Source organism: Xanthomonas sp. WHRI 8932A, assembly GCF_035012785.1.
In the GTDB taxonomy this organism is placed as follows: Bacteria; Pseudomonadota; Gammaproteobacteria; order Xanthomonadales; family Xanthomonadaceae; genus Xanthomonas.
On sequence record NZ_JAYGQQ010000006.1, the window covers coordinates 66,174 to 90,591 of the forward strand.

Sequence of the window (24,418 nt, forward strand, 5' to 3'; positions counted from 1 at the left end):
CTTCTCCCGCGTGCGGGAGAAGGGAGAGAGTCAGCGCTTCATCCGTCTGTTGGAGCAAGCCCCTCTCCCAGCGGGAGAGGGTTGGGGTGAGGGTACGTGGCGGAGCCATTCGCTAGTTCGGCGACACCAGGCTTCGCTCGCGCCCTCATCGGCCCCTGCGGGGTACCTTCTCCCGCATGCGGGAGAAGGGAGAGAGTCAGCGCTTCATCCGTCTGTTGGAGCAAGCCCCTCTCCCAGCGGGAGAGGGGTGAGGGTACGGGGCGGAGCCACTCGCTAGTTCGGCCACACCACGCTTCGCCCACACCCTCATCGGCCCCTGCGGGGCACCTTCTCCCGCGTGCGGGAGAAGAGAGATAGTCAGCGCTTCAGCCGTTTGTTGGAGCAAGCCCCTCTCCCAGCGGGAGAGGGGTTGGGGTGAGGGTACGGGGCAGAGCCACTCGCTAGTTCGGCGACACCAGGCTTCGCTCGCGCCCTCATCCGCCCCTGCGGGGCACCTTCTCCCGCGTGCGGGAGAAGGGAGAGAGTCAGCACTTCATCCGTCTGCTGGAGCAAGCCGCTCTCCCCGCGGGAGAGGGGGTGGGGTGAGGGTACGGGGCGGAGCCGCTCGCTAGTTCGGCCACACCAGGCTTCGCTCGCGCCCTCATCCGCCCCTGCGGGGCACCTTCTCCCGCGTGCGGGAGAAGGGAGAGAGTCAGCACTTCATCCGTCTGTTGGACCAAGCCCCTCTCCCGCGAGGAGAAGGAAGTGCTTACTTGATCGGCTGATCCAGCATCAGCTCGCGTGCAAAGCGCACCGGCGGGGCGCCGTAGGACAGCATCTTGTCGTGGTACGCCTTCAGGTTGAAGTCCTTGCCCAGCTTCTCTTGCACCGCCTTGCGCGTGTCCAGATGTTCCTGCACGCCGACGAAGTAGGTCGGCAGTTGCGCCGACGATAGCTGCGCACGCACCCATTTGCCCGAGGCTTCGCTTTCCTGCTGGAAGGTGTCGTGCGTCATCAGGTGCATCGCCTTGTCGCGATCCCAGCCGTCCACATGCACGCCCTGGTCTAGGATGGCATTGGCAATGGTGCGCAGGTAGAACTTGAGCTGCACCAGGTGGAACAGCGGGTCGTTATCCAGGTAGCCCTGCTCCTGCATCATGCGCTCGGTGTACACCGCCCAGCCTTCGGCGAACATGCCCGAGCGCAGCACCGCGCGCAGCGTGGAGGGGAACTTGGCCGAGTGCCAGCCTTCCAGGTAATGGCCCGGCGTGCCCTCGTGGATGCTGAGCAGATGGATCATGCGGGTGTTGTATTCGCGCAGGAATGAATCGACCTGCTTGTCGTTCCAGTCATCCGGAATCGGCGACACCGCGTAGAAGGTCTTGAGATTCTTGTCGAGCGGGCCGGGCGAATCGCAATACGCCACCGCCACGCCACGCTGGAATTCCGGCATCAGGATGATGTCCACCGGCGAATCCGGCAGCGTCATCAAATCTTTCTGACGCACGAAGTTGGTGGACTGCGTCAGCGCTGCCTTGGCTTCGTCCACCACCTTGTCGCGCGCGGGCTTGTCGGCATACGCCAGTTCCAGCGCGGCTTCGATTGCAGCCTGTTGCTGATCGTCGGTCGGCGAGGCGGGCAGCTTCGGTGCGCCCGGTTTGTCCTTGAGCACGGTGCGCGCAATGCCGTACATCTCGCTGCGCACGCGTTTGAGTTCGGACTCCGCACGTTGTTTGATATCGGCGCGCGACAGCGACGACACCAGCGCGAATTTCAGCTTCTGATCGTACTTTTCTGCACCGACACGGAAGTCCCCCTTGGCATTGGGCACCAGCACGGTGTCCAGCCAGGTCTGCTGCTCGGTCACCGCCTTGCGCAGGTTGTCGATGGCCGCCTGCGCGCGCGCCGCTTCGATCGGGCCAAGCTGGCCGATGTTGGGCGCGATGAAGGTATCGACAATGCTCAAGATGCCCTTGTTCTGCTTGGCCACCGTCTCGGCGTGGATCTTGGGCACGCGCGCCGGGTCCAGGTTCTCGCGCGCCTGCGCAAAGATGCTCGGGATTTTTTCCATGCGCTGCGTGGCCGACGCCAGGCGCTCGGGCAGCGGCGCGAACTCGCGCGCCATCAGGCCGTACAACGCGCTACCGGCCAGGCCGTTGTAGACCTGCGGGTCCCAGGCCCAGCTCTGCAGGACCTCGGTATTCCAGATTTCCGATTGCAACTGGTTACGCAAGATCGCTGCATCGACCTGGTTCTCGCGCGACAGCTTGGCGATGTCGATCGCCTCCAGCTCGGTCAGCAGCTTCTTGCCGGCATCCAGGCTGCGCTGGCGCCCGGCGGTGCTGAGATCGTCGATCTGCGTATCAAAGCGGTGATCGCCGGTCTGGGTAGCGGTGACCGGCGACAGCTGCATCCAGGTGTCCAGGGCCTGCTTGGAGAGCGCGGTAAAGCGCGCATCCGGGGTCTGCGCGTCGTGCGCGCCGGCGGGCGGCGTGGTGCCGGCGCTTGGCGATGCGGGCTGCTGTTGGCAGGCACTCAGGCCGGCGATCAGGGCGAGGACAAGCAGGCGTTGACGCATGGTGGGTCCTGATGGAATCAATCCGCCAGCATAGGCAACTGTGCGGTTGTCCGCATCCACCATTGGTTTAGAGTGGCGATCGAATCGGTGCGCCGCCCACCAAGGCGGCCGCAGCCGTTGTCCGGCATCGGCCGGTAGCGGGCGAATCCTCGCCGCTGCCATGCCCGCTGTCGCGACCTACCGTTTGCCCGTTGTACGCCACAGTCAGGTGGCGCTTTCCAAGGAGGAAGACCCATGCTGTATGCCGGTAGTTGTCATTGCGGAAGTATCGCGTTCGAACTGGAGACCGATGCGCCGATCACCGAGGTCTACGACTGCAATTGCTCGCTTTGCCGTCGCCGCGGTGGTCTGCTCTGGTTCGGCACACGCACCCAACTGCGCCTGCAGGCGGCCGCGGAGGCGGTTGGCACCTACCGCTTCAATCATCACCATATCGAGCATCATCATTGCCCGCACTGCGGCATTGCGCCCTTCAGCGAGGGGGCCAACCCCAAGACCGGCGAAGCCAGCGTTGCGGTCAACGTGCGCTGCCTGCCCGCGCTGGATCTGACCACCTTGCGCGTGCAACAGGTCGATGGAGCCAGCCGATGAGGCGCGGCGTGCGCTGGCCCGGCATCGCGCTGCTGGTCGGCTGGGCCCTGTGCGGATGTGCGCGGCCTCAGGGAGAGATGGCCGCAGACGGCGGTGCGCCAGCGCCGGCGCCGCCAGCTGCGCAGGGCAATGCACTGGCTTACGAACACGATGTGCGGATCGAGTTGCCAGCCGATCAGATCGGCGAGCGCATCGCGGCGGTCCGTGCAGCCTGTCAGAGCGCACAGTTCGGCACCTGCGCGCTGTTGGCGGTGGAACAGGATGGTGGGCGCGAGCCCAGCGGCAGCGTTCGCATGCGCATGGTGCCCGAGGGCATCGAGCCACTGGTGCAACTGGCCGGCCAGCATGGCGATGTGGCGGCACGCAGCACGCACGCCGAGGATCTGGCCCAGCAGATTGCCGATACCGGTCTGGCACAGGCGCGGCTGCAGAAAGAACACGCGCGTCTGCTGGAATTGCAGCAACGTCGCGATCTGGCGGTGAGCGATCTGCTTGCATTGTCCAAGCGCCTGGCCGAGATCGAGGCCGAAGCGCAGCAAACCCAGCAAGAAGCGGCGCAGCAGCAACGCCGTATCCGCACCCAGTTACTGACGCTCAACTTCCGCAGTACCGGCGGGGAGCAGGGCAGAAGCGAGATTGCGCAGGCAGCTGCCGAGTTCGGTCAGGTGTTTTCGTCCAGCGTGGCGTTCGTGATCCGTGCGGTTGCGGCATTGCTGCCAGTGGCACTGGTGGCGGCGATCGTCGGCTGGCTGCTGTTGCAGGCGTGGCGCTGGCGCGCGCGGCGTCGCCGGATGTCCTGACCTGCGCGCGGCTGGGCGGCACTGCCGCACCAGCCGCGCGTGACTGGCGCCGGCGTATGTCTTTTGAAGCCGCGCTGGGTAAAGTAGTGCAGGACGCATGTGCAAAGCGCATGCAATTGCAAAGCGCATGCAATCTGGTATGTGCATCGACATGGCCGCGTGTTAACAGCGCTGTTCGACCAGGTCGCTTCCAGCGTGCTGTAAGCCTCCGGTGCGAGCACCGCTCGCTGAAACCAAGGCGCCAGCGGGCCGTAGGCTTCGTCGGGAAAAAGGCAGGCCGACTGCAGGCATCGAGCGATGCTGCAGTCTTGCCCAGCGCAGGCTCAGCCTTCGTCGACTTCGTATTCGACAAACACGTCCAGCTGCAAGGCCAGTTCCTGCACCGCGTCGCGCACCTTCTGCGCGGTGGCCTCGTTGCCGGCTTCCACTTCGAACTCGTGGCTGCCCGGACCTTCGTCGTCGGACAGGCCGGCCGAGCTGGAATCGTCGTCGTCCAGATGCGGCATCAGGTCGTCCACTTCTTCGACGTGCTCGATACCTTCGATGCTCTGCAGCAGATTGGCGATGGCACGTGCGTCGTCGTCGGTGCCGGTGATACGCATGCGAAGAGTCGGCATGGGAAAGCTTCCTTGGATTGGGGACCCAAAGCCTAGGCAGCGGTCAGGCAAGATCGGGTGATGGCTGCGTGCGCTGGTTGCTCACGCGCGCTTGGTTGTCGCCTGTGCCGGGGCGGTATCCAGCACCGGCACCAGCAGCGCCTGGGCGGCAGTGCGCAGCAGTGCCGGCGCGATGTAGCGATGGTGCACGCCGTCTACCAAGGCCATGTAGACGCGGCCAAACGTATTGCGGCAGGCCACCCGCGTCTCCAGGCTCAGCTCCACGCTGCCATCCTCCAGTACCTCCACGCCCACGCTGCTGCGGAAGACCAGGTGGCGGTCGTCGGCGCCCAGCAGTACCTGCACGCGCCGGTCCAGTGGCGCGGTGTCTTGCGCAAGCACCGGGAACCGGCCCGCGAACAGACAGTCGCGCTGCGGCGACAGCAATGACGACACCGGGCAGCCCAGCGGCGAGGTCCGCAACTGCAACGGTGCCACCAGCGCATTGCGCAGCCGCATCAGCCAGGTCACACCCGGCGGCGCGCGCTCGGTGAATCCTTCCAGCAGCAACGCCATCAAGGTGTGCGCACCGTGCTGACGCAACTGATGCGGTCGCAGGCGCAGACGCACGCTGTCCTGATGGTCGAAGCGTTGCAGATGCCGGGTCAGCAGCGAGCCGGGCTTGGGCTCGGCATGCACGCTGACCTGTGCCCGCTGCGGTGCCAGCGCAACAAACCCCACCGGCCGCCGCAGCCGGCTCACTGCCTGGCGCAGCCGGCCGCTGAAGGAGCGTAGCCGGCCGCACCAGGCAAACCGGCTGCTGCCCGGCGATGCGGCCAGCGACAGACCCACGGTGGGAATCTGCAGCGCACGCGCCTGCGCCGAGGCCAGCAGCGCAATCACTGACTCGGGCAGCGTTTCGGTGAGCGTTGCGATATCGGCGGTACCGGCCAGCACGCGTGCGCGCACCGCATCGCTCAACTCACCGCCGGCCTCATCGCTGTGGCAGGACAGTGCAAAAAACGCCGGGTGTGCGGCCTGCGCTTTCAGCGGTGCGAACTGGTGCCAGGTGCCGCCGCCAAAGCGCACGGTAAACAGGCAATCGGCTGGCAGATCGATGTGCCGCAACGCCGCCAGAAAGTGCTGCGGGTCTTGTTCGATCTGTTCCATCGAGGCGGTGCAAAAGCGCAGTTGCGCGCCACTGCTGCCGGTGATGGCAGTGAACATGCGATGCCCGGCGTGGCGATGGAACGGGTGGCCATTGGCGCCCACCGCAAACGAGAACAGCGCGGTCGATTCGCCGTGCGCAAAATCGGTGGCCGCCAGGCGTGCCGATGGCTCGTCCAGCGCATCGTGAAAGCTGGGATGCGCGCGCTGGCGGCGGCAGGCCTGGTCGATCAACGGGTTGCCGGCGCCCACTCCCAGCTGTGCGATCAGCGTGACCTCCACCGGCAGGCCGCCGCTGTAGGACTCCAGACGGACGGACGGAAAACCTGCGTGTGCGTCGGCAGGGCGGTGCTGGGGTGTGCTGAACATCGGCATGAGTCCTTTGCGGCCGGAGGTGAGTCAGGAGGTCTTCTTGGTCAAGGCACGCGCCTTGCGTTTGATCGGTGCCGAGGCCGGGCAGACCTCGAAGGCAAAGCTGCTGAGGGTGTTGACCAGGTTGTCCGGGGTGAGCCGGTAGATCACGAACTGGCCGCGACGCTCGCTGGACACCAGCCCGGCGGTTTCCAGCACCGACAGATGCCGCGAGATCGCCGGCGCGCTCATTTCGAACAACTGCCCGATCTGCCCGGCGGTGAGTTCCTGGTCTGCCAGGCACGCCAGCATCTTGCGGCGGGGTTGGGAGGCGAGGGCTTCGAAGACGCGGTCGATGGACATAAGGGTTTAAGTAATTAACGAATTAGCTAATTAATTGACTTTATGGCGGCCGATGTCAAGCGTTTTTTTTGGGGGGCGCTCCCGGGCTACGGCCGGGTGCATCTGGCGAATGCCGCAAGCATTGCTGCGATGGACGATGCCGCGGCGGCTCACGCCGGGAGCGCACGGGATCTACCGACGCTGTGGCGCAGGGTGCGGCCGATTGGCGATGAGCGCCTTTGTCGCCAGTGGCCTGCACGACTGGCAGGCCACCTCAATCCAGGAACAATAGCGCGCGCTTCGAGAACGTCACGCTCAGGTGATCCAATGATGCGACGTCTGGCCGGCGAGACTGCAGCGGTTCAAGCGGCCACTCTCACGCGGCCGGCAGTGCCACCAGTTCTGCCGGCAACGCGGGCATCGGGGTGCGTTCGTCCAGCGCTTCGCGTTTGAGCCAGTCGATGAACAACGCCGCCGCCGGGCTTGGCTCGCGGTGGCTGGGGTGCACGATGTAATACGCGTACCGAGCCTTGAGCGTGGGGCCTGGCAGCCGCACCAGTTCGTAGCGTTGCAGATAGGGCTGGGCGATGTGTTTGCGTGCCAGCACCGCGCCCAGACCGTACACCGCTGCGCGCATCGCATCGGTGCTGTCGTTGAAGGTATGCATCGGCGGCAGCGTGGTGCCGCGCACCTGGGCGGCGCGAAACCAGTCGCGCCAGCCTTGCGGCGACATGTCGCTCAGCAGCGGCAACTGGGCAATCTGCGCCGGCGTGCGCAGTGCCGCCACTTCCGGCAACGAGGGCGAGGCCACCGGGAACAGCTCATCGTCCATCAAATGGTGCGAGGTCAGCCCCGGCCATGCGCCTTGCCCATAACGGATGCCCAGTTCCGGGCCGCCTTCTTCGAAACGCGAGAACGCCGGGTCCGATTGCAGGTCCAGGCGGACATGCGGATGGGCGTGGCAAAAGCGCGGCAGGCGCGGTAATAGCCAGCAGTACGACAGCGAGCGCAGCGTGGTCACCCGCAGCGGGATGGCGTCTTCGCGCGGATGCAGGTTGCCGGCTACCGCGGCGATCTCGGCCAGTGCGGCGGTGGCGGCATCGGCCAGCTGACGGCCTTCGGCGGTGAGCTTGACCCCGCGCGGCAGCCGCTGGAACAGAGTGACACCGAGCAGCGCTTCGAGCTTGCGCACATGGTGGCTGACCGCGCTGGCGGTGAGATGCAGTTCTTCGGCCGCATGCGCGAAATTTTGATGGCGCGCGGCGGCGGCGAACACGCCCAATGCGGGCAGCAGGGTCGGGCGCAGATTCATCGAGACATGAGTCAGATTTGTGGCTGACCGCGATACTACGCGCTTGTCGGGCCTGCGGCGGCAGCCGATGCTGCGTCATCCCGTCGCGATGATCGTGCCATGTCCAGCTGTCCGCCCGAGCTTGTCTTCTGCCGTTTCAGCGCCGCACGGCATGCCGCGGGAGCACAGCCATGAGCGCGCACTCGTCGACGCAGCCGGTCGTTGCAACACGCGAATGGCGGACCCCGCTCGAGCTGGGTTTTCTCGGCATCGTGTGGGGGTGCTCGTTCCTGTTCATGCGTGTGGCGGCGCCCAAGTTCGGCACGGTGGCGTTGGTGGAAATTCGCCTGGCGCTGGGCGCGGCGGTCCTGCTGCCGTTTCTGTGGTTGGCGCGCGATCGGTTCCCCTTGCACCGCTGGCCGATGCTGGCGGCGATCGGCGTGTTGAACTCCGCGCTGCCGTTTCTGCTGTTTGCCTGGGGCGCGCAACATGCGCCGGCCGCCGTCGGTGCGATCTGCAATGCGATGACGGTGTTGTTCACTGCGTTGATCGCGTTCTTGTTCTTTGGCGAACGCATAGGTACGCGGCGCGCGCTGGCCTTGTTGGTGGGATTCATCGGCGTGCTGGTGCTGGCGACCGGCAAGTCAGCCGGGTTGAGCGTGGGCCCGGCGGCATTGGCCGGCGCAACCGCTTCGCTGCTGTACGGCATCGGCTACAACCTGGTGAAGCGCCACATGGGCGACCTGCCACCGGCTGCATCGGCGGCGTCCACGCTGGGGTGCAGTGCATTGCTGCTGGCACCGTTGGCCTGGCTGCAGTGGCCGACCACGCCGGTGCCGGCAGTGGCCTGGGCGTGTGCGACCGCATTGGGCGTGGTCTGCACCGGCTTGGCATTCTTGATGTATTACCGGTTGATCCAGCGCATCGGTCCGGCGCGTGCATCCACCGTGACCTACCTGGTGCCGGTGTTCGGTGCGCTGCTGGCGTGGTCGCTGCTGGGCGAACCGCTGACCTGGACCATGTTGCTGGCCGCGGTGCTGATTCTGGGCAGCGTCGCTTTCAGCCAGCGCGCCCGCTAAGCACGCGCGCCCCGCTTTTGCGATTCCCGATTCCCGATTCCCGACTCAGCCCGCGGGCGGTGTCCGCACCGGCAGCGGCACGTTGCACAGATCGATATGTCCGGCCGGACGCTTGTAGAAGTCGTCCTTGCGATTGCGGCGTGCTTCGGCCACATCGCGGAAGCTCTGGCTGTCGGTGCGCAACAGTTGCAACGGCGTGCGCTCCGGGGCCGGCACTTCGCTGGCCAGGCGTATTGCGCGGATCGGAGAGCGTTGCGTGGTGTCTTCGTAGAAGCCCATCGGGTCCGGCCCACGGGGGATCACGCTTAGCAACTCCATGCCCTTGACCACGCGGCCGACCACGGTGATGTTGCGGTCTAACTGCCGTGGCGACTGCCCGGTGACCACATACAATTCGGCGCCGATGCTGCTGTCTTCGTCATTGTTGCGCCCCGCGCCCAGCGTGCCGTAGCAATGCGCCAGCCAGGCTTTGCCGGTGGCGCTGTCGCGGCCTGCCGGGAAGCCTTCGACAAAGCCGACCTGTGGCGCCCAGCCATCGCTATCGGGCAGGCGCTGAAAATCCAGACCTTGCGCGGCGCGTTCGAACTCGGCAGGCAGATGGGTCTTGGCCGAGCCCAATGATTTGGCCTTGTCCGGCGTCTCGCCATCGGGGTCGCCGAACTGCACCACGAAATTATCCTGCGACCGATAGATGCTGAGCCCATCCCAGAAGCGCTCGTGGGCGAGCGTGCGGATGTTGCCCACGTGCTCGGGCGCAAATTGCGGCGCCAACTCGATGATCACCCGGCCGGTATCCAGTTCCAGGTAGAGCGTGCGATCGGGATCGAGCACGCGCCAGGCGTTGGCCGGCGAGCTGTCCAGGATCTGTTGCGGGCTGCGGTAGGCCGCATGCGCGGCAGCGGGCACTACCAGCGCGAGCAGGCAGGCAGAAACAACAGTGCGCAGCAGCATGAAGGCAACCAGCGAAGGAAAGGTGGTTGATTCTTGACCAATGCGCGCAAGGACGCAAAGCGGTGATGCGCACGCCACGACGCCGATGCGCTACGCCAGCGTCGTGGCAATGATGATTGCATGCCATTGCGGCGCACCTTGCGCAGACATGACGTGCCCGCATCGAGCGGGCGCGTCATGTCCGATTGGCGCATGGATTTATCGCTCTCCTGCTTTGCAGCAGAGCGACAGTGCTGCAGTTACTGTGCCGGTTTGCGCTTGACGTAGAGTTGCTTGCGCACTTGCGCAACGACCTCGCCATCGCGGTTGTGTATCGCGTTTTCGAACCAGCGCAGATGCTTCTCTCCGCTGGCGGTGGCGTCGCGCAGTTCGGCGAGCATGGCGTTGTCGATCACAAAATCCGCGCTCACCGTGCCGCGCCCGGGTTTGACGAAGTCGATGCTGCCGGCCTTGTCCCACACGTAGTAGTCGCGCCCCAGGTTCTGCATCACCAGCAGCATCCAGAACGGATCGGTCATCGCGAACAGGCTGCCGCCGAAATGGGTGCCGACGTAATTGCGATTCCATGGGCGCTGCCGCAGTTCCACACGCGCGAAGCGATAGTCGGCCGACAACACGGTGACGTGGATGCCTGAAAACAGATACGGCGGCCACAGGTTGATGCCGAGCTTGAACAGTGAAGCGCGCATGCGGGCCGGGTTCCATGGCAGGTCGGGTCTGCAGCATAACATTCGCATGCGTATGGTTGGCGATGAACGTCCGGGGAAGCGACTTTGCCCGTCATGTGAGTCTGTCCAGGCGTCGCGTCATCTCCGGCCGCGCAAGTCGCGCCGCCTCGCGCAGAAGGCTCGACCACCAGCGTTCTCTCGTAGGAGCGGACCTGGCCGCGACGTTGCATCACCGTTATCGGAGGAACGATTCATCGCGACCGCGGGAATGCCTCATCGCGGCCAGGTCCGCTCCTACGGGTCAGGGGGCGGGGTGGCTTGAAGTCGTCGTCGCTGCGCCGGGTGCCTTCTGCGCAATCTGGCGGGGACCGGCTCTCACGCTTTATTGCAGCGCTGCCTTACGCGTGAAGCGCCAGGGCGCCAGGGCTTGTAGGAGCGGACCTGGCCGCGACGGTGCATCACCGTTATCGGAGGAACGATTCATCGCGACCGCGGGAAGCCTCATCGCGGCCAGGTCCGCTCCTACGCGTCAGGGGGCGGGTGGCTTGAAGTCGTCGTCGCTGCGCCGTGTGCCGTCTGCGCAATCTGGCGGGGACCGGCTCTCACGCTTTGTTGCAGCGCTGCCTTACGCGTGACGCGTAGGGGAGCTAGGACTTGTAGGGGCGGACCTGGCCGCGACGGTGCGTGACCGCCACCGTTATCGCATGACGCTTCATCGCGACTGGGAATGCCTCATCGCGGCCAGGTCCGCTCCTACGCGTTCATGGGGTCGGCCGTCTTCGTCGGGTCGGTTTTCAGGATGTCGGAACTGTGGGCGGGGGACCTGTTTGGATAGGCCGGTCTGCGCGGCTTGGTAGCGGCAGGATGCAGGCCTCGCACCGCACCGCGGCGTGCCGGACCCTGTGACCGACACGCTGCGTGCAATGCGTGCAATCGACACGCTGCATGCAACCGATCTCAGCGCATGTAACCGCTCTCTGGCGTACGAAGCCGCGGCTCGCGCCACAGTGCCCGTCGCTATCAGAACACCAGCGCCGACATCTTGCGGCGGTAGCGGCCGACCAGGTCTTCGTCTTCGATCACGCGGAACGCATCGATCAGGCTGCGGCGCGGCAGGTTCTCGTCGAAGGCGCGATCCTGCCGCAGCATTTCCAGGAACTGTTCCAGCGCCGCTTCGTCGTTGCCGTCGAGCAGATGGCGCACGCCGAGCAGGTGACGCGCGCGCAGGTCGGCACCATTGGTATCCACGGTGGCCTGCAGCGCGCTGGCGTCCGGGGCGTCCTTGAGCACATTGGCAAAACTCAGGCGCGCCTTGGCACGCACCGCGCGGTCGTCGGTGGCCAGGTTGGCGGGCAGGGCGTCGATCAACTGCTCGGCCTCGGCGGTGTCGCCGGTTTTGAGCAGCGCCAGCGCCAGATCCAGCTTGAGCTCGTCCTTGTCCGGTTCGGCAGCGATCGCCTCGCGCAACGCGGCGGCCTGTGCCTGCGGGTCCAGCGGCGCCTCGGGCAGCAGCTCTTCGGCGATCTGCGGCTCGGCCGGCAGCACGCCGTGCTGGGTCAGGAATTCGCGCACCTGGCCTTCGGGCATCGCGCCGGGGAAGCCGTCGACGATCTCGCCACCTTTAACCAGGAACACCGTCGGCACCGAGCGGATCTGGAACGCCGCGGCGATCTGTTGTTCTTTGTCCACATCGACTTTGCCCAGCTCGAATGCGCCGTTGTACTCGCCTGCCAGCTTTTCCAGGATCGGCGTCAGCGACTTGCACGGCCCGCACCAGGTGGCCCAGAAATCCACCAGTACCGGTGTCGTCAACGATTTCTGCAGGACCTCGGTCTCGAAGGTGTCGGTGGTGGCATCGAATACATGCGGCTTGTCGGACATGGGCTTCCTGTATGAGGTGACGGCAACAATGGGTGGTAATGGTGGCAAACCCGGCCGACACAAGGCCAGTCCGGGACGCCGAAGGGGGTTCACGCCGTGTGCGCCCGGCACGACAATGCCGCGTCCTGGTGGCGCCAACGCGCCCCGCAGCGGAGCACCACAATGGGAAGTACCGACAGCGCGCAGCGCTACCTGGGCCTGATCGCGGCAACCGTGTTCGTGCTGGCGCTGGCCGGGTTCGGGGCCACGCTGCCGGGCTATCTGCAGGCCAGCCACCCGGTCGCGTTGCTGGGCGCGCAGGGTGTGCCGCATGCGCTGGGCTTCAATTTGCTGGCGTTCGTGCTGGTCGGTGCGCTGGGCATGATCACCGGCGTCAGCTTGCTGGCGCGCATGCCCCCCAAGGCCGGCTGGAGCCTGCGCGTGGGCGGGCAGCTCATCGTGCTGGCCGGGCTGGCTTTTGTCGGCATGGGCATGCTGCCGCTGGATCCCACCGATCTGGACGGCCGCGCCAGTCAGGCGCATGCCACGGCCTGGTTGCTGTGGGCGGTGGCGTTTGTGCCGGGCATGTTGTTGATTGCCGCAGCGCTGCTCAATACTCCCGAGACCCGCGCGCTGGCCTGGCTCAGCCTGGCGGCCGGGCTGCTGGTGGCGGTGCTGGCATTTGGCCCGCCCGGCCTGCTGCGGCAGGCCATCGCACAACGCCTGGCGTTTCTGGCCTGGGTCGGCTGGCTGGCTGTGGCGGCCTGGATCTGGCCGGCAAAGCCTGCGATCTGAGCGAGCGGTTTGGAGCACCTGCTGCACTGCGGTACCCTGTCCCGCTTTGCACCGCCCGAGCATCCGCTCCCAATGTCCACCGTCGAACCCAACGCCTACGACCCGCAGCAGGTCGAATCCTCCGCCCAGCAGTTCTGGGACGCCACCCGCGCCTTCCAGGTCGACGAGAACTCGGATAAACCCAAGTTCTATTGCCTGTCGATGCTGCCGTACCCGTCCGGTGCGCTGCATATGGGCCATGTGCGCAACTACACCATCTCCGATGTGGTCAGCCGCTACAAGCGCATGACCGGCCACAACGTGATGCAGCCGATGGGCTGGGATGCGTTCGGGTTACCGGCCGAAAACGCCGCGATCAAGAACAAGACCGCGCCGGCCAAGTGGACCTACGCCAACATCGAGCACATGCGCGGCCAGCTGAAATCGCTGGGCTACGCCATCGATTGGTCGCGCGAGTTCGCCACCTGCACGCCGGACTATTACGTGCACGAGCAGCGCATGTTCACCCGGCTGATGCGCAAGGGCCTGGCATACCGCCGCAACGCGGTGGTGAACTGGGACCCGATCGATCAGACCGTGCTGGCCAACGAGCAGGTGATCGACGGCCGCGGCTGGCGCTCCGGTGCCTTGGTCGAAAAACGCGAAATTCCGCAGTGGTTCCTGCGCATCACCGATTACGCACAGGAACTGCTCGACGGCCTGGACCAGCTGGACGGCTGGCCGGACTCGGTCAAGACGATGCAGCGCAACTGGATCGGCCGCTCGGAAGGGCTGGAAATCCAGTTCGACGTGCGCGACACCGACGGCGCTCCGCTGGACCCGTTGCGCGTGTTCACCACCCGCCCGGACACGCTGATGGGCGTGACCTTCGTGTCGATCGCCGCCGAGCACCCGCTGGCGCTGCATGCGGCCAAATCCAATCCGGAACTGGCAGCGCTGCTGGAAACGCTCAAGCATGGCGGTGTCTCCGAAGCCGAGCTGGAAACCCAGGAAAAACGCGGCATGGCCACCGGCCTGAGCGCAGTGCATCCGATCAGCGGCGAGCAGGTGCCGGTATGGGTGGCCAACTTCGTGCTGATGGGCTACGGCACCGGCGCGGTGATGGCGGTGCCCGGCCACGACCAACGCGATTTCGAGTTCGCCAACAAGTACGCCCTGCCGATCGCGCAGGTGGTCAAGCTGCGCGAGCCGCGCAATGAAGACGAACAGACCTGGGACGCCACCCAGTGGCGCGACTGGTACACCGAAAAAAGCCGCGAGCTGGAGCTGATCAATTCGGCCGAGTTCGACGGGCTGGATTTCGGCGGCGCCTTCGAGGCTTTGGCCGAGCGCTTCGAGCGCAAGGGCCAGGGCCAGCGCCGCATCAACTACCGTCTGCGCGATTGGGGCGTCAGCCGTCAGCGTTACTGGGGCTGCCCGATTCCGGTGATCTACTGCGCCAAGTGCGGCGCGGTGCCGGTGCCGGAAGACCAGCTGCCGGTGGTATTGCCGGAAAACGTGGAATTTGCCGGCACCGGTTCGCCGATCAAGACCGATCCGACCTGGCGCCAGACCACCTGCCCGGACTGTGGTGGCCCGGCAGAGCGCGAGACCGACACTTTCGATACCTTCATGGAATCGAGCTGGTACGTGGCGCGCTACACCAGCCCGAACGCACGCGACATGGTCGACCGCCGCGCCAATTACTGGATGCCGGCCGATCTGTACGTGGGCGGCATCGAGCACGCGATCCTGCACCTGATGTACTTCCGCTTCTATCACAAGCTCATGCGCGACGCGCGGCTGGTGGACAGTGACGAGCCGGTGACCAACCTGCTCACCCAGGGCATGGTTATCGCCGACACGTTCTATCGTGACGCCGACAACGGCGGCAAGGACTGGATCAACCCGGCCGATGTCGAGGTCCAGCGCGATGAGCGCGGCCGCGTCACCGGCGCGGTGCTGATCGCCGACGGCCAGCCGGTGCATATCGGCGGCACCGAGAAGATGTCCAAGTCCAAGAACAACGGCGTGGATCCGCAGTCGATGGTGGCCAAGTACGGCGCCGACACCGTGCGGTTGTTCTCGATGTTCGCCGCGCCGCCGGAGCAGTCGTTGGAGTGGAACGAAGCCGGCGTCGACGGCATGGCGCGTTTCATGCGCCGGTTGTGGGTACAGGTGCACAAGCATGTGGGCGAGGGCGCGGCCGTTGCGCTGGACGCCGCCAGCCTGAGCGCCGAGCAGAAGGCGATCCGCCGCAAGACCCACGAAACCATCGGCAAGGTCAGCGACGACTACGGCCGCCGCCACAGCTTCAACACCGCCATTGCCGCGGTGATGGAGTTGTCCAACGCGCTGGCCAAATTCGACGACGCCAGCGACCAGGGCAGGGCGGTGCGGCAGGAAGCACTGGAAGCGATGGTGCTGCTGCTCAATCCGATCACCCCGCATGCCAGCCACGCGTTGTGGCAGGTGCTGGGCGGTGGCGAAACGCTGCTGGAAGACGTGGCGTTTCCGCAGGTCGATGCCAGCGCCTTGGTGCGCGATGCGTTGACGCTGGCGGTGCAGATCAACGGCAAGCTGCGCGGCACCATCGAGGTGACGGCGGACGCAGCGCGCGAACACATCGAAGCGCTGGCCCAGGCCGAGCCCAATGCCGCGAAATTCCTGGATGGGCTGACGATCCGCAAGATCATCATCGTGCCGGGCAAGATCGTGAACATCGTGGCGGGGTGATGGCGGCTGATCGGTCCGGTTGCCATTGCCGCTCCGGGTAGTTTCCCGGAGCGGCGTGGCGACGCGGTGCAAGGTTGCTGCGGCGGTGTTGGCAACGTGTTGCACTGGCGCGTGGTGCTGCGCAGGTCCGCATGCTGCAGTGGTTCTCTGCGACTAACTGCGCTGGTGCGTCGCGACGCATGGGTGAAGTTGCCGCGATGGTTTCAGGTACTTCATTTCAGTCGCGCTTGGCGACGTGCAGGTGAGATTGTTGGGGTGGCTTCTGGTCATTCGTTTCACCGGCGCGTGGCGACGCGTTTGTCATTCCTGGGCGCCGCGTTGTTCCGCGGCGCCCTATCAAGCCCCGTTCACGCGGGCTGCGTCAGGCTAGCCGCCTGTTGCCGCCGCCGGGGCGCTCATCCAGACTGTGCCCATGATTCGATTTCCTACTGCTTTCGCTGCGTCCCTCGTGCTGGTCTCCAGCCTCACCGCCTGCGGCTTCCACCTGCGCAATTCGCTTGCGTTGCCGCCCGATACCCCGGCCGTGAAGGTGCAGTCCGCAGTGCAGTACAGCGAACTGGCCAAATTGTTGCGGCGTGGCCTCAAGGCTGCCGGCGCCACGCTGGCGGACGAAGACGCCAAGACCGGCTTTGCGCAGGTGCAGGTGTTGTCCGAGCGCTGGGGCGATTTGCCGATCGCCATCGACAGCCAGGGCCGTGCACAGGAATACAGCCTGCGCTACGCCGCCATCTTTACCGTCACCACCGCCAACGGTGCGGTGCTGGTGCCGCAGCAGGTGATCGAGCTGTCGCGCGACTACGTGTCGCCGCCGGTGGACGCCACCGGTACCGCCACCGAGCGCGAGATCCTGGCCGACGAGTTGCGCAAGGACATGTCGGCCTCGATCCTGCGCCGTATCGACAGCGTGGTGCGCGCCCGCGTGCAGCGTGGCGAGAGCCTGGAAAGCACGCCGACCGCGCCGCTGCCGCAGGCCACCACGCCGCCGGTGCAGCCGTCGACGCCCGAATCCAGCGTGCCGGCCTCGCTGCCGCCAGCGCCGCAGCCGTCGTCGAACAACTGAGCGTGGCGATCGCATCTCCTGCGTCTCTGTCAGGCAGGCGCAGCGGCTGTCCGGAACTGACAGGCGCGGCGCGTGCTTGCCGTGACCAGCGTCCCGTCGGCGCTCGCCTGCCGGCAGCGCGTGACGGCGTGTCGGCTAGCCTGCGACCTGGCGCGCGGTTGTAGGCATGGAACTTCGCCCAGAGCAGCTGGCCGGCCAGTCCAATCAGCCGTTGCAGCCGGCCTATCTGATCGCCGGTCCGGAAACCTTGCGCGTGCTCGAAGCAGCCGATGCGGTGCGCGCACGTGCGCGCGCCGAAGGCATCGGCGAGCGCGAGGTATTCGATGCCGACGGTCGCGAGTTCGACTGGAACCAGCTCGACGCCAGCTTCAACGCGCCCAGCCTGTTCAGCCCGCGCCGGCTGGTGGAAGTGCGCCTGCCCAGCGGCAAGCCGGGCAAGGACGGCGCCGAGGTCATCACCCGCTTCTGCGCCAACCCGCCGCCGGACGTGGTGCTGCTGATCACCGCCAACGACTGGAGCAAGGCGCACCAGGGCAAGTGGGCCGAGGCGATCGGCCGCATCGGCACCATTGCGGTGGCCTGGGCGATCAAGCCGCATGAATTGTCCGACTGGATCGAGCGCCGCCTGCGCGCCCAGGGCCTGCGCGCCGACGCAGCCGCGGTGCAGCGCCTGGCCGAGCGGGTGGAAGGCAACCTGCTGGCCGCCGCGCAGGAGATCGACAAGCTGGCCTTGCTGGCCGACGGCAAGACGCTGGATCTGGAGGCGATGGAATCGCTGGTGGCCGATGCCGCGCGTTACGACGTGTTCCGCCTGGCTGAAACCACCTTCTCCGGCCAGCCCGCCGCGGTGATCCGCATGCTCGCCGGGCTGCGCGCCGAAGGCGAAGCCGTCGCCGCGCTGATGCCGATCCTGATCAAGGAATTGCTGCGCACCGCAGCACTGGCGAAGGTGCAAGCCAATGGCGGCAACCTTGCGGCGGAAATGAAATCGCAGGGCATCTGGGAATCTCGCCAGGCCCCGTTCAAGCGCGCGCTGCAGCGTCATCCCGAGGCGCGCCGCTGGGAGCGCTTCGTCGCCGAGGCCGGCCTGGTCGACCGCATGGCCAAGGGCCGCGCCGACGGCGATGCCTGGGTTGGCCTGGAACGCCTCCTGGTTGCGGTGGCCGAAGCACGCGCGGTGAGATTGCTGGCGTGACAGCGGGGCAGGCCGGGCCTGGAAACCGCGCGTCCGCGATCCCGGACACGGGATCCGAAACCCGAACCACTGCACCGACGAGCCAAGACACGCAGGTTGTCGCTCCCACCAGCACTGCGACCAGCGCGTCAGTTCCCGGCCCCCAGCCGGCCGCACCGGCTCCTGGCCCTTCCGATTCCCCATTTCCGATTCCCGATTCCCGGCTCCACCTCTACTACGGCGGCACCTTCGACCCGATCCACCTGGGTCACCTGGCCATCGCCTGCGCGGCGCGCGACGAACTGGGTGCGCTCGTGCATCTGGTGCCGGCCGCCGATCCGCCGCATCGCGCCGCACCCGGTGCCACGGCCGCGCAGCGCGCGCAGATGCTGGAACTTGCGCTTGCCGGCCAGCCCGGGCTGCAGCTGGACAGCCGCGAGCTGCAGCGCGCCAGCCAACAGCTGGCGCCGTCCTACACCGTGGAGACCTTGCGCGAGCTGCGCGAGGCACTCGGGCCGACCACGCCCATTGCCTGGCTATTGGGTGCCGATGCTTTCGTTGGACTGCACCGCTGGCACCAGTGGGAGGCCCTGTTTGAGCTGGCGCACTTCGTCATTGCCGCGCGGCCGGGCACATCCCTGGACCTGAGCGATGCGCCGCACCTGGCCGCTGCGGTGCAGGGGCGCTGGGCCGCCAGCACCGATGCACTGCTCGCCGCGCCGGCCGGCCGGTTGTGGCAATTGCACCAGCCGTTGCGCGGCGAATCGGCCAGCGCGGTGCGCGCGCAGATCGCTGCCGGCGGCGCCTGGCAGGCGCTGGTGCCGGCTGCGGTGGCTGGCTTTATCGCCCGGGAAGGCCTGTACGGCTGCCCCCGCGCGCCTAGCTGAACACGCATCCGCCCGGACCGGCCTATAATTCACGCTAATTCCATCGAGTTGCCCGCTTTGACCAGTCAAGCCCAAGTCATCAAGACCTCCATCCCGAATCCGCCGCCGTCCGTGCCGGCCCTGCTGGCCACCGTGCGCGAGGCCGTGGAGGAGCTGAAAGCCAAGGACGTGGTCGAGATCGACGTGCGCGGCAAGTCCAGCGTCTGCGATTACATGGTGGTTGCCTCGGGCACCTCGACCCGCCATGTCAAATCGATCGCCGAAGAAGTGGTCAAGTTCGCCAAGCGCCTGGACGTGATGCCGTTGGGTGTGGAAGGCGAGCGCGAAGCCGAGTGGGTGCTGGTCGACCTGGGCGATGTCGTGGTGCACGTGATGCTGCCGCGCGTCCGCGAGTTCTACGCGCTGGAGCGTTTGTGGACCGTGGGCGACCAGCGTCCGGACGATGTGGTTGCCGATTCCGAGGAGTAACTGCCCCCGGCATGGCGAGAAAACTGCAAGCCACCCCGGATACCGCTGCTTCGCACGCGCTGCAGCGGTTGCAGAGTGGCGCTGCGCAGGCGTCCGGTGTGGCAGCGTCGCCGGCCCGCAAACGCTTTGACCGGCTGTTGCGTGACCTGGAACTGCATCGCGCCCAATTGCAGGCCTGGCAAGTGGCGCTTGCGCAATGGCGCGAGCGCTACAACAGCGAGCTGCAGCCCTTGCTCGACCGTCGACGCGATGCCGATATCGCCCTGGTCGAGGAACTCGATCGCGCGCACGCTTCCTACAAGCTGGGAAAGGCCGATCGCGAATTTTTGTCGGATCTGCTGTGCAACATCGCCGGTCCGCTGATCGAAGCCGGCCACGAAGCGCTGCGGCCGATCTACGATCGCCACAGTGTCGTCGGCTATGACCAGGACGTCTCCGAATCCGATGCGCTGATGAAGCAGATTCTCGGCCAGGCCTACGGACTGGATGCCGACGAACTGGATGCGATCGACTCGCCAGAAGAACTCTTCGAGCGCGTGAGCGAGCGCCTGGAGCAAGAGCACGCCCAGCAGCAGCAACGCCAGACGCAGCGCCGCAAACGCGCCGAGCGGAAGGCCACTGCCGCCACTGCCGAACCCCCGCCGTTGCGCGAGCTGTATCGCAAGCTGGCCGGCAACCTGCATCCGGACCGCGCCAAGAACGACGATGACCATGCCTCGCGCACCATCCTGATGCAGCGGCTCAATGCCGCCTACAAGGCTGGCGATCTGCTGGGTTTGCTCGAACTGCAGGCCGAGATCGGCCTGATGGACGCGCAAGGCGTGGACGCGATGAACCCGGCGCGGTTGCAGGAGTACAACCGCGAACTGGATCGCCAGTGCAAGGACCTGCAGCAGCAGGTGCAGCAGCAAGCGGGCGACTTCTGCGCCGAGTATGGATTGGACCTGCCGTCGCGCCCGAAGCCGGAGCGGCTGGGCAGATTGATGGCGCAACTCAAGCGTGAGGTCGAAGACGAGTTGATGGAGGCACGCCAGGGCCTGCGCGAACTGGGCGATCCGCAATTGTTCAAGCGCTGGTTGAAGATGCAGCGCGTCCTGTCGAGCGTGCCCGAAGCGCCCTGGTTCTGACCACGCGCGGCAACGACGCGAGCGGCTGCGCTGCGCGACCGAACGCGCGTGTATGTGCGCGGTTCCCAGCAGCCGGTGGTGCCAACCGGTGATGCCAACCGGGCGCCGGTAGCGAGGCTTTAGAGTGGCCAGCACAGCGACTGCGCATCCGTCAGGCGGGCGTGGCCGGTGCTTGGTGCGGCATACACCACGCGTACACGCCGGTTCTGAGCGCGCTGTCCACACCCGCCTGACGACTGCTCGCTACGTGTTGTTAGCCGCTCTTGGCTGCAGCGACCGACCACACTGACCGTGCGACCAGCCTGCCGCCACGCGCGACATTCGGAGGTGGCGCATCGACTGTGCGCCTGCATGCGCTACGTTTTCGCTGTTGGCCTGCGGGTCTTTCGGCACGCTTGACACCTGCCGGATGAGCGGTGATACGCCCTCCGGCAGGTGTCGCGTCGTGCAGAGAACAGGCTTACAACGGCCCGCGTTCCCATGGCCCGGTGATGGCCAAGGTAATCCCCGGTGTCTGGATGTTGACGAACAAGGTGCGTGCCAACGGGTCCCAACAGGCGCCGCAGAACTCGGTGTCGCGGTAATCGCCTTCAGCAATGGTCTTGCCGGCATCGGCGATCTGCTGCGAGGTGAGCTGCACGTTGTTCTTGGCCAGGTAGAACGATTCGCCGTTGCGGGTCAGGCCCAGCAAGCGCGCGCCGGGGCCGTATTCGTCCGGGCTTTCGCCGCCGTCTTCGCACAGCACCACGCCGCCGCGCGCACTGACGGTGACGTTGTCCGGGTTATGCGCCGCCAGCTGATTGCCGCTGACGAACAGCGCGCTCAGGCGCTGGGTGAACAGGTCCAGCACCCACACCGCGCCATTGCCGTAACCGCGCCGGCCCTGCGCATCCACACCGGTGCTGGTGTCGACGATGAACATCTTGCCGTAGCTGTACCAGATGCCTTCGCCGCGGCTCATGCGCAGCGCGCCATCGGCCCAGGCTTGCGCGAACGGCCCGCTCAGGGTGTCGTTGGCGCCGATGTCGGCAAAGCCCGCCGGTGCGGCGATGCTGTCCAGATCGGGCTCGCTGATATCCACCCATTCCAGCTGGAACTGCTGGCCGATGCTGGCCACGGTGAGGTCGGCATTGCGACGTCCGCGCACGCGCGCGGCCTGCAGCCGGCCGCCGTTTTCCAGCGAGCCATTGCGTCCGCGGCGGTCGTTGGGAATGAAGCGGTACAGGCCGGCCTTGTTGCGGTCGTCCTCGGTGAGATAGACGGTGCCGGTGCGCGGGTCGATCGCCACCGCCTCATGGCTGAAACGGCCCAGCCCCACCAACGGACGGCCGGTGGTGCGATGGCTGTCCGGGTCTACTTCGAATACATAGCCGTGCTTGCGGCCGGTGCTGGAGACCGCGTTGGTCTTGATCTCTTCGCAGCTCAGCCAGGTGCCCCACGGGGTCGGCCCGCCGGCGCAGTTGACCAGCGTGCCGCCCAGGCTCGGCTCCAGGCTGCCCCAGCCGCGGCGGCCGTAGCTCAGCGTGGTGGTGCCGCCGCCGGCCTGTTGGGTGCCGCTGACGATGCCGGTGTCGTACATGGCCGGTGCGCGGAACGGGCTGCCGGCGCCGCGTTCGTGGTTGCGGATCAACACGTATTCCAGGCCGCGCAGCGGGTCGCTGCCCGGGCGCCAATCCGGCCGGCGCAGGCCGACCACGGCCATGCCGTCGTGGCGGTCGGGGCAGGGCTGGCCATCGTCCATGCGGTCGCCGCTCCAACCGAACGAGCGGTAGCTGAAACCGCGCGGCAGCTGCAGCAGCGGCAGGCCGGTGCTCTGGTCGGCGACCGGGGCGAGCGGGCCGTAACGGCTAGGGACCGGTGCGAGCCGCACCGACGGTGACGTGGCGGCCTGTGCCTGGCGCGATTGCAATGCGCCCAAGCTGCCAAGGGCACCGGCGGCCATGACGGCGGCGCTGCCCTTGAGAACCTGGCGGCGGGCGGGATCGAAAATCGGCATCGAACGACTCCTGCGTGGCTGGGTGGTCGGGCGACACTAATTGCCGGCTGTAACCACGCCATGACACGCAACGACAAATCGCCACGGAGTGCCCAGGCTGTGACGCGGATATCATGTACGGATGAAATGCCGACTCATCGCCACCGGCGAACGCGCACCGGCCTGGGTGGCGCAAGGTTTTGCCGAATATCAAAAACGTCTGTCGCACTGGATGCCGCTGGAGCTGGTCGAGATCGAACCCGGTCTGCGTGGCAAGGGACGCGATGGGCAACGCGCCATCGACGACGAAGGCCGTCGCGTCATCGCCGCGCTGCCCAAGAACGCGCATGTCGTGGCGCTGGATGTGCCCGGTCGTCCGCTGAGTTCCGAGCAACTCGCCCAGCGCATGGAACACTGGCGCGGACAGGGGCGCGACCTGGCCTTCCTGATCGGCGGGCCGGAAGGCCACGCGGCCGAGGTGCTGAAAAATGCCAACGAAAGCTGGTCGATCGGCCCGCTCACCTTGCCGCACATGCTGGTGCGCCTGATCGTGGCCGAGCAGCTGTACCGCGCTGCGGCGATGCTGGCCAATCATCCGTATCACCGGGCGTAATGGCGTCATGCCGAGCGCGGTGCAGCTGGCGTCATCGGAGCGGCTGATCACCCAAACCCGCGAGATCGGCCCGCTCACGCTGCTGCACATGCAGGTGCATTTGAGTGTGGCCGAGCAGTTGCATCGCGCTGCGGCGATGCTGGCCAATCACTCGATTCAGCGCGTTGGACGGCATCTGAGTCAGCACGCAACGGCTTGCTCGATAGCGCGACTGCGCAACGCCTGCTCAGCTTCCAGACGAATGCGGTCCGAAGCGATGGCCGAGGTGTGTCGCGCGTTGTTGCCGGTTTTGATCGCGTCGGCGGGAGCCGTCGTGCCGCTCGCTCGCTTCCTTCTGTTGGCCGCCCCCAGCCCATTGATGCGGCGGGTCGTCACTGGCGCTCCCAGTGGTCATGCGGCAGGCGACGGACACTGCAGCGTGGCCGCTACGCTTGCTGCCTGGCGCGTGCGTTCGTAGCGGGATAGTTGCCGCCAGCGGGTGCATGGAGGTTCGCAGTGGTGCGGCGGCCGCAGTTGCGGGCCGCCGCGTCGGTCCACGCTTCAATTCAACGAAGCTTCAATTCAACGAAAAGCTCACCGGCACCAACCCGTAGGCCTGCACGGCCTGGCCGTTTTGCATCGCCGGCTGGAAGCGCCAGCTGCGCAGCACCTGGCTACGCGCGGCCAGATCGAGCGCGCGATGACCGCTGCTGGTTTGCACACTCACTTCGGCCGGGCGTCCATTGGTCCCCACCAGCACGCGCAGCAGCACTGTGCCTTGCTGCCCCGCACGCAATGCAGCCACCGGGTAACTCGGTGCGGGCGAACTCAGATACTGCAACTGCCCCGCCTCGATCGGCCCGCTCGGTGCAGCGATGGTGGGCGCGCTGTCCATCGCGGTGCCGGTCGCCGGGAGGGTAACTGACGCGGTGTCGACCACGGATGTCTGGTCGATGAGAGGAGTCGGCACCTGCACCGGGACCGGCACGGTCTTGGGTGGTGTATGCGTCTTCGGGGTGAAATTCACAGTGACCGGGATTACCAGCGGCGGTGGTGGGGCGGTCGGTATCGTGATCGGCATGACCCAACGCGGCTCGGGGGGCGCTTGCGGAACCGCCCGATAGGACAGCGGGATCAGCAACAAGCCACCGGCCAGCAGATGCAGCGCCACGGCGGTGCTCATCGCCAGAACGCGCGAGGTGTCGATGCCAAGGGGACGGGAAGAAACTTGCGATTGCGTGCGAACCATCATCCACCTCCAAAACGGAACTGCGGAAAGGACCTGCGCGGCCCGGACGCACTACACCATCCGGTAGCGTAGGTTTACCGCAGCTACCGCAGGAGTACAAGACTTAGCGAGCTTCAGTTTGTA

Annotated in this window: 21 protein-coding genes, 1 other RNA gene and 1 pseudogene; 13 read left to right on the forward strand and 10 right to left on the reverse strand. The window is 66.3% G+C overall.

The genetic code is table 11. The features are described from left to right. Positions 1-748: 748 nt before the first annotated feature. Complete coding sequence (locus VC212_RS11050; protein ID WP_323514977.1) at positions 749-2,557, reverse strand: DUF885 domain-containing protein; 1,809 nt, start codon at positions 2,555-2,557, stop codon at positions 749-751. Between the two features lie 234 nt (positions 2,558-2,791). Between VC212_RS11050 and VC212_RS11055 the strand changes: the two genes are divergently transcribed. Both VC212_RS11055 and VC212_RS11060 read left to right on the forward strand, forming a co-directional pair. After that, a complete protein-coding gene (locus VC212_RS11055) occupies positions 2,792-3,148 on the forward strand; it encodes a GFA family protein (RefSeq protein ID WP_055849904.1) in 357 nt (118 codons plus the stop codon). Further along, positions 3,145-3,948 carry a DUF4349 domain-containing protein gene (locus VC212_RS11060; RefSeq protein WP_055849906.1) on the forward strand — a complete coding sequence of 268 codons (804 nt, stop codon included), beginning with the start codon at positions 3,145-3,147 and terminating at the stop codon, positions 3,946-3,948. Before VC212_RS11055 ends, VC212_RS11060 begins: the two co-directional genes overlap by 4 nt. A gap of 323 nt (positions 3,949-4,271) precedes the next feature. On the opposite strand, the gene VC212_RS11065 is transcribed toward VC212_RS11060, so the two are convergent. From VC212_RS11065 to VC212_RS11080, 4 genes are all read right to left on the reverse strand, one after another. Further along, entirely contained in the window at positions 4,272-4,565 is a 294-nt protein-coding gene (locus VC212_RS11065; protein WP_023903350.1) for a hypothetical protein, read from the reverse strand. 81 nt (positions 4,566-4,646) lie between these two features. Next, positions 4,647-6,080, reverse strand: a complete 1,434-nt coding sequence (locus VC212_RS11070) for a DUF2867 domain-containing protein (RefSeq protein ID WP_115560113.1) — start codon at positions 6,078-6,080, stop codon at positions 4,647-4,649. Between the two features lie 30 nt (positions 6,081-6,110). Then, positions 6,111-6,425, reverse strand: coding sequence for a metalloregulator ArsR/SmtB family transcription factor (locus VC212_RS11075; RefSeq protein ID WP_055849910.1), 315 nt, complete (start codon positions 6,423-6,425; stop codon positions 6,111-6,113). A 355-nt stretch (positions 6,426-6,780) separates the two neighbouring features. Further along, positions 6,781-7,716 (reverse strand): LysR substrate-binding domain-containing protein, encoded by a 936-nt coding sequence (locus VC212_RS11080; RefSeq protein ID WP_055849912.1) that lies wholly within the window; start codon positions 7,714-7,716, stop codon positions 6,781-6,783. A gap of 170 nt (positions 7,717-7,886) precedes the next feature. Between VC212_RS11080 and VC212_RS11085 the strand changes: the two genes are divergently transcribed. Further along, positions 7,887-8,774, forward strand: a complete 888-nt coding sequence (locus VC212_RS11085; RefSeq protein ID WP_055849914.1) for a DMT family transporter — start codon at positions 7,887-7,889, stop codon at positions 8,772-8,774. Positions 8,775-8,819: 45 nt separating this feature from the next. Here the strand turns inward: VC212_RS11085 and VC212_RS11090 are convergent, their stop codons facing one another. The 3 genes from VC212_RS11090 to trxA all read right to left on the reverse strand — a co-directional run bounded on the left by VC212_RS11090 (position 8,820) and on the right by trxA (position 12,274). Then, positions 8,820-9,767, reverse strand: a complete 948-nt coding sequence (locus VC212_RS11090) for a peptidylprolyl isomerase (protein ID WP_193552623.1) — start codon at positions 9,765-9,767, stop codon at positions 8,820-8,822. Positions 9,768-9,964: 197 nt separating this feature from the next. Next, on the reverse strand, positions 9,965-10,414 hold the full coding sequence (locus VC212_RS11095) for a DUF4442 domain-containing protein (RefSeq protein WP_055849919.1): 450 nt from the start codon (positions 10,412-10,414) through the stop codon (positions 9,965-9,967). Positions 10,415-11,413: 999 nt separating this feature from the next. Further along, positions 11,414-12,274 carry a thioredoxin gene (trxA, locus tag VC212_RS11100; RefSeq protein WP_055849921.1) on the reverse strand — a complete coding sequence of 287 codons (861 nt, stop codon included), beginning with the start codon at positions 12,272-12,274 and terminating at the stop codon, positions 11,414-11,416. A gap of 162 nt (positions 12,275-12,436) precedes the next feature. Between trxA and VC212_RS11105 the strand changes: the two genes are divergently transcribed. The 8 genes from VC212_RS11105 (at position 12,437) to VC212_RS11140 (ending at position 20,738) form a co-directional block, all read left to right on the forward strand. Beyond that, on the forward strand, positions 12,437-13,048 hold the full coding sequence (locus VC212_RS11105) for a DUF998 domain-containing protein (RefSeq protein ID WP_055849924.1): 612 nt from the start codon (positions 12,437-12,439) through the stop codon (positions 13,046-13,048). A gap of 72 nt (positions 13,049-13,120) precedes the next feature. Next, entirely contained in the window at positions 13,121-15,763 is a 2,643-nt protein-coding gene (gene leuS / locus VC212_RS11110) for a leucine--tRNA ligase (RefSeq protein WP_055849926.1), read from the forward strand. Positions 15,764-16,175: 412 nt separating this feature from the next. After that, the gene (lptE, locus tag VC212_RS11115; RefSeq protein ID WP_055849928.1) at positions 16,176-16,823 is read left to right on the forward strand and encodes an LPS assembly lipoprotein LptE; all 648 of its coding nucleotides are present in this window, start codon (positions 16,176-16,178) and stop codon (positions 16,821-16,823) included. 166 nt (positions 16,824-16,989) lie between these two features. Beyond that, complete coding sequence (gene holA / locus VC212_RS11120; protein ID WP_055849929.1) at positions 16,990-18,018, forward strand: DNA polymerase III subunit delta; 1,029 nt, start codon at positions 16,990-16,992, stop codon at positions 18,016-18,018. Positions 18,019-18,206: 188 nt separating this feature from the next. Further along, complete coding sequence (gene nadD / locus VC212_RS11125) at positions 18,207-18,884, forward strand: nicotinate-nucleotide adenylyltransferase (RefSeq protein ID WP_055850413.1); 678 nt, start codon at positions 18,207-18,209, stop codon at positions 18,882-18,884. Positions 18,885-18,941: 57 nt separating this feature from the next. After that, entirely contained in the window at positions 18,942-19,352 is a 411-nt protein-coding gene (rsfS, locus tag VC212_RS11130) for a ribosome silencing factor (RefSeq protein ID WP_055849932.1), read from the forward strand. An 11-nt stretch (positions 19,353-19,363) separates the two neighbouring features. Further along, a complete protein-coding gene (locus tag VC212_RS11135) occupies positions 19,364-20,479 on the forward strand; it encodes a J domain-containing protein (RefSeq protein ID WP_055849934.1) in 1,116 nt (371 codons plus the stop codon). A gap of 182 nt (positions 20,480-20,661) precedes the next feature. Continuing rightward, positions 20,662-20,738, forward strand: a non-coding RNA gene (locus VC212_RS11140) — sX9 sRNA. Positions 20,739-20,939: 201 nt separating this feature from the next. Here VC212_RS11140 and VC212_RS11145 read toward each other — a convergent pair. Next, on the reverse strand, positions 20,940-22,475 hold the full coding sequence (locus VC212_RS11145) for an alkaline phosphatase PhoX (RefSeq protein WP_055849936.1): 1,536 nt from the start codon (positions 22,473-22,475) through the stop codon (positions 20,940-20,942). A 121-nt stretch (positions 22,476-22,596) separates the two neighbouring features. Here VC212_RS11145 and rlmH point away from each other — a divergent pair, with 121 nt between their 5' ends. Together rlmH and VC212_RS11155 are read left to right on the forward strand one after the other, a co-directional pair. Next, on the forward strand, positions 22,597-23,067 hold the full coding sequence (gene rlmH / locus VC212_RS11150) for a 23S rRNA (pseudouridine(1915)-N(3))-methyltransferase RlmH (RefSeq protein ID WP_055849938.1): 471 nt from the start codon (positions 22,597-22,599) through the stop codon (positions 23,065-23,067). Positions 23,068-23,131: 64 nt separating this feature from the next. After that, positions 23,132-23,218: pseudogene (locus tag VC212_RS11155) on the forward strand (23S rRNA (pseudouridine(1915)-N(3))-methyltransferase RlmH); the annotation flags it as partial. 405 nt (positions 23,219-23,623) lie between these two features. Here the strand turns inward: VC212_RS11155 and VC212_RS11160 are convergent. Further along, positions 23,624-24,298 carry an energy transducer TonB gene (locus tag VC212_RS11160; RefSeq protein ID WP_055849943.1) on the reverse strand — a complete coding sequence of 225 codons (675 nt, stop codon included), beginning with the start codon at positions 24,296-24,298 and terminating at the stop codon, positions 23,624-23,626. Between the last annotated feature and the right edge of the window lie 120 nt (positions 24,299-24,418).

Excerpts from the sequence above, each read along its gene's own strand:
- VC212_RS11050 (WP_323514977.1), bottom strand. The coding sequence starts at position 2,557 with ATGCGTCAACGCCTGCTTGTCCTCGCCCTGATCGCCGGCCTGAGTGCC.
- VC212_RS11055 (WP_055849904.1), top strand. The coding sequence starts at position 2,792 with ATGCTGTATGCCGGTAGTTGTCATTGCGGAAGTATCGCGTTCGAACTG.
- VC212_RS11060 (WP_055849906.1), top strand. The coding sequence starts at position 3,145 with ATGAGGCGCGGCGTGCGCTGGCCCGGCATCGCGCTGCTGGTCGGCTGG.
- VC212_RS11065 (WP_023903350.1), bottom strand. The coding sequence starts at position 4,565 with ATGCCGACTCTTCGCATGCGTATCACCGGCACCGACGACGACGCACGT.
- VC212_RS11070 (WP_115560113.1), bottom strand. The coding sequence starts at position 6,080 with ATGTTCAGCACACCCCAGCACCGCCCTGCCGACGCACACGCAGGTTTT.
- VC212_RS11075 (WP_055849910.1), bottom strand. The coding sequence starts at position 6,425 with ATGTCCATCGACCGCGTCTTCGAAGCCCTCGCCTCCCAACCCCGCCGC.
- VC212_RS11080 (WP_055849912.1), bottom strand. The coding sequence starts at position 7,716 with ATGAATCTGCGCCCGACCCTGCTGCCCGCATTGGGCGTGTTCGCCGCC.
- VC212_RS11085 (WP_055849914.1), top strand. The coding sequence starts at position 7,887 with ATGAGCGCGCACTCGTCGACGCAGCCGGTCGTTGCAACACGCGAATGG.
- VC212_RS11095 (WP_055849919.1), bottom strand. The coding sequence starts at position 10,414 with ATGCGCGCTTCACTGTTCAAGCTCGGCATCAACCTGTGGCCGCCGTAT.
- trxA (WP_055849921.1), bottom strand. The coding sequence starts at position 12,274 with ATGTCCGACAAGCCGCATGTATTCGATGCCACCACCGACACCTTCGAG.
- VC212_RS11105 (WP_055849924.1), top strand. The coding sequence starts at position 12,437 with ATGGGAAGTACCGACAGCGCGCAGCGCTACCTGGGCCTGATCGCGGCA.
- leuS (WP_055849926.1), top strand. The coding sequence starts at position 13,121 with ATGTCCACCGTCGAACCCAACGCCTACGACCCGCAGCAGGTCGAATCC.
- lptE (WP_055849928.1), top strand. The coding sequence starts at position 16,176 with ATGATTCGATTTCCTACTGCTTTCGCTGCGTCCCTCGTGCTGGTCTCC.
- holA (WP_055849929.1), top strand. The coding sequence starts at position 16,990 with ATGGAACTTCGCCCAGAGCAGCTGGCCGGCCAGTCCAATCAGCCGTTG.
- VC212_RS11135 (WP_055849934.1), top strand. The coding sequence starts at position 19,364 with ATGGCGAGAAAACTGCAAGCCACCCCGGATACCGCTGCTTCGCACGCG.
- VC212_RS11145 (WP_055849936.1), bottom strand. The coding sequence starts at position 22,475 with ATGCCGATTTTCGATCCCGCCCGCCGCCAGGTTCTCAAGGGCAGCGCC.
- rlmH (WP_055849938.1), top strand. The coding sequence starts at position 22,597 with ATGAAATGCCGACTCATCGCCACCGGCGAACGCGCACCGGCCTGGGTG.
- VC212_RS11160 (WP_055849943.1), bottom strand. The coding sequence starts at position 24,298 with ATGATGGTTCGCACGCAATCGCAAGTTTCTTCCCGTCCCCTTGGCATC.